Origin of the sequence: Pseudohalocynthiibacter sp. F2068 (assembly GCF_023015645.1) — a bacterium.
GTDB classification, from domain to species: Bacteria; Pseudomonadota; Alphaproteobacteria; order Rhodobacterales; family Rhodobacteraceae; genus Pseudohalocynthiibacter; species Pseudohalocynthiibacter aestuariivivens.
Window position 1 is genome coordinate 1 of record NZ_JALKAK010000037.1, and the last position, 2,358, is coordinate 2,358.

Consider the following 2,358-nt stretch of genomic DNA (forward strand, 5'->3'; position numbering starts at 1 on the left):
CTCAACGAGCGACCTCGAAAGACCTTGCAATACCAAACGCCAGCAGAGAAATTTGAAGCATGTGTTGCGGCGATCAGTTGAAACCACACCCGCACAACAGTCATTGGTGCAGGCGGCAGCGAACGCCTGCTTTGAGCCCATTTTACCGAATGCTGCATTTCAAACGAACGGCGGCTATGATAATTTGGAGAGCATACACTCAATCAGTATGTATGCCTTTGGCAAGTCGATCTGGCTTCATTTTTCGCAACCAATTCAAAAATGCTCGTTGTCGGGAATGTGTTCGGCGATCTGAGGGCCAGACGAGTTGATACGCGTGTGTTGCGCAGCTTTGGGATCCTATCCGATGGAGGCGTCCGTCCCCCAAAGCCTCTAGGCAAAGCGGTGTTCGTCCCATCCCGATACCCAGCCCGTTGATTACTGCGGCCTGTACTTGATCATAAGAACTCAAACGGCGGAACTTCATGTTGTCGGCCAGTGGTATTCTTACCTCTGCGCTCCATCTTTCCCACTCATCCACATGCGCTTCATTCAGAATTATTGGGATGACCTGAAACGCCCGTTGCCAACCAAGTTCTCTAACTTGAACACTTAGTGCTTTTGTGGCGACTGGAAAAATCTCCTCATCGCAGAAGGGCTCTTGATTGCACCCGCGCCAATCACCTGTGCTTCGACGCAACGCAAAATCGATCCCCTCATTTTTGAGGTCGCAGATCCGGTCGGTGGCGAATACCCGGAGTTCGACAGACGGATTCCCTTCATAAAAAGAGGCAAGATTGGGTGCCAGCCAAAGAGAAGACAAAGTTTGTGGCGCGGAAATCGTTACGATGTTGCTTTTGTCTTGATTGACCAATTGCAACCCGCGTTCAATTTCACGCAGGCCTGCGGAAACTGGCAAATAGAATACACGCCCGACCTCCGTAAGCATCGCGCCATTCCGCCCCCGCTCAAGTAGCTGCACACCCATTTGCGCCTCCAGACGTGCGATCTGATGGCTCACAGCAGACTCGCTCACCCCGATTTGTTCAGCAGCAATACGAAATTGGCCTGTGTTGGCAACGGCGACAAACGCGCGAAGGTTTTGGATGGGTGGAAACATGACGATCCTTCATTCCCGCATGACGAAACTTCGTTCGACATATCGCCAAAAAAGCGAGATTTGTATCCCGAAATAGATGCTAAGGAAAGGTAACATGACAAAATTTGATTTAACGCAGCAATTTGAATCGACCAGCGGAAGTATAGCACACGATGTATTCGGAACGGGTCCTGATGTGGTTTTAGTCCATGGCACCCCTGTGAGTTCGGTAATCTGGCATGGAGTCATTAAGCGTTTGCAACATCGCTATCGATTTCATTTGCTTGATCTGCCCGGATATGGAGCTTCCGCCAAGTTTGAGGGTCAGGAAGTTCGGCTGAGGTCCTTCGCGCGCGTGCTGGCCGAATGGCTCGCCGCCAAAAACCTCTCGCACCCCGTCCTCGTTGGGCACGACTTTGGTGGGGCGACTGTGATGGGCGCTCACTTGATTGAGAAGGCGGATGTGAAAGCGATTTGTGTTAGTGATGGTGTTGTTCTGTCACCTTGGGGTACGCCCTTCTCGCGACATGTGAAAGAGAACGAAGAGACGTTTGCCAACGTACCGGAGTACATTCACCGTGCCGTTCTGGCAGCGCATTTAAACACCGCGGTGTCGCACAATCTGAATAGCGAAGTCTTGGATAGACTGATTGCACCTTGGCTAGGAAATGAAGGTCAGCGGGCCTACTATCGGCAGGTTGGACAGTATGATTACAAATACACCGAACAACTTGAACAGCTATATTCAAGCGTCACTGTTCCAACTACGGTGTTTTGGGGAGAAGAAGATCGCTGGGTCGACAGGTCGGAGGGCGAGCGGTTTGCCCAGATGTTGCCAGATACCATACTAAGAACGTTGCCGGATTCTGGCCACTTTGTAATGCTCGATGCTCCAGGCTTGTTCTCAAGATACTTGGACGAATGGCTCAGCACAGTTTTCCAAGAGTAAGAACTCATTACCACATTTGGCAACTCGCCCTTCATCTCTTGATGAAGGGCTTTGACATATTGCAGTGACTGCCGAAAGGCCAAACTACTTCAAAGCTACGGTCTTAAATCGAGGGTCATGTCAGTGCGCAGACCTCGCGGGCTGCCAAACCGACAGCCGACATTGGTACGAGTGCAGCGAAATGGTGCTCTGTCCGCATAGCAGTCGTACAAGCTGATTGTCGCAAGTGTCCGCTATGCGGTGTGGTTTCAACTGATCGCCGCAACACATGCTTCAAATTTCTCTGCTGGCGTTTGGTATTGCAAGGTCTTTCGAGGTCGCTCGTTGAGTT

Annotated in this window: 3 protein-coding genes; 1 reads left to right on the forward strand and 2 read right to left on the reverse strand. The window is 51.1% G+C overall.

Going from position 1 to position 2,358, the window contains the following annotated elements; translation table 11 throughout:
- Window positions 1-199: 199 nt before the first annotated feature.
- The gene (locus tag MWU63_RS20280) at window positions 200-1,099 is read right to left on the reverse strand and encodes a LysR family transcriptional regulator (RefSeq protein ID WP_213890274.1); all 900 of its coding nucleotides are present in this window, start codon (window positions 1,097-1,099) and stop codon (window positions 200-202) included.
- A gap of 94 nt (window positions 1,100-1,193) precedes the next feature.
- Between MWU63_RS20280 and MWU63_RS20285 the strand changes: the two genes are divergently transcribed.
- The gene (locus MWU63_RS20285; protein WP_213890275.1) at window positions 1,194-2,027 is read left to right on the forward strand and encodes an alpha/beta hydrolase; all 834 of its coding nucleotides are present in this window, start codon (window positions 1,194-1,196) and stop codon (window positions 2,025-2,027) included.
- Between the two features lie 115 nt (window positions 2,028-2,142).
- Here MWU63_RS20285 and MWU63_RS20290 read toward each other — a convergent pair.
- Window positions 2,143-2,358, reverse strand: a 216-nt coding sequence (locus tag MWU63_RS20290; RefSeq protein WP_247079820.1) for a hypothetical protein, incomplete at its 5' end; no start/stop codon positions are given.

Coding starts and splice junctions, on each gene's coding strand:
- MWU63_RS20285 (WP_213890275.1), top strand. CDS start 1,194: ATGACAAAATTTGATTTAACGCAGCAATTTGAATCGACCAGCGGAAGT.
- MWU63_RS20280 (WP_213890274.1), bottom strand. CDS start 1,099: ATGTTTCCACCCATCCAAAACCTTCGCGCGTTTGTCGCCGTTGCCAAC.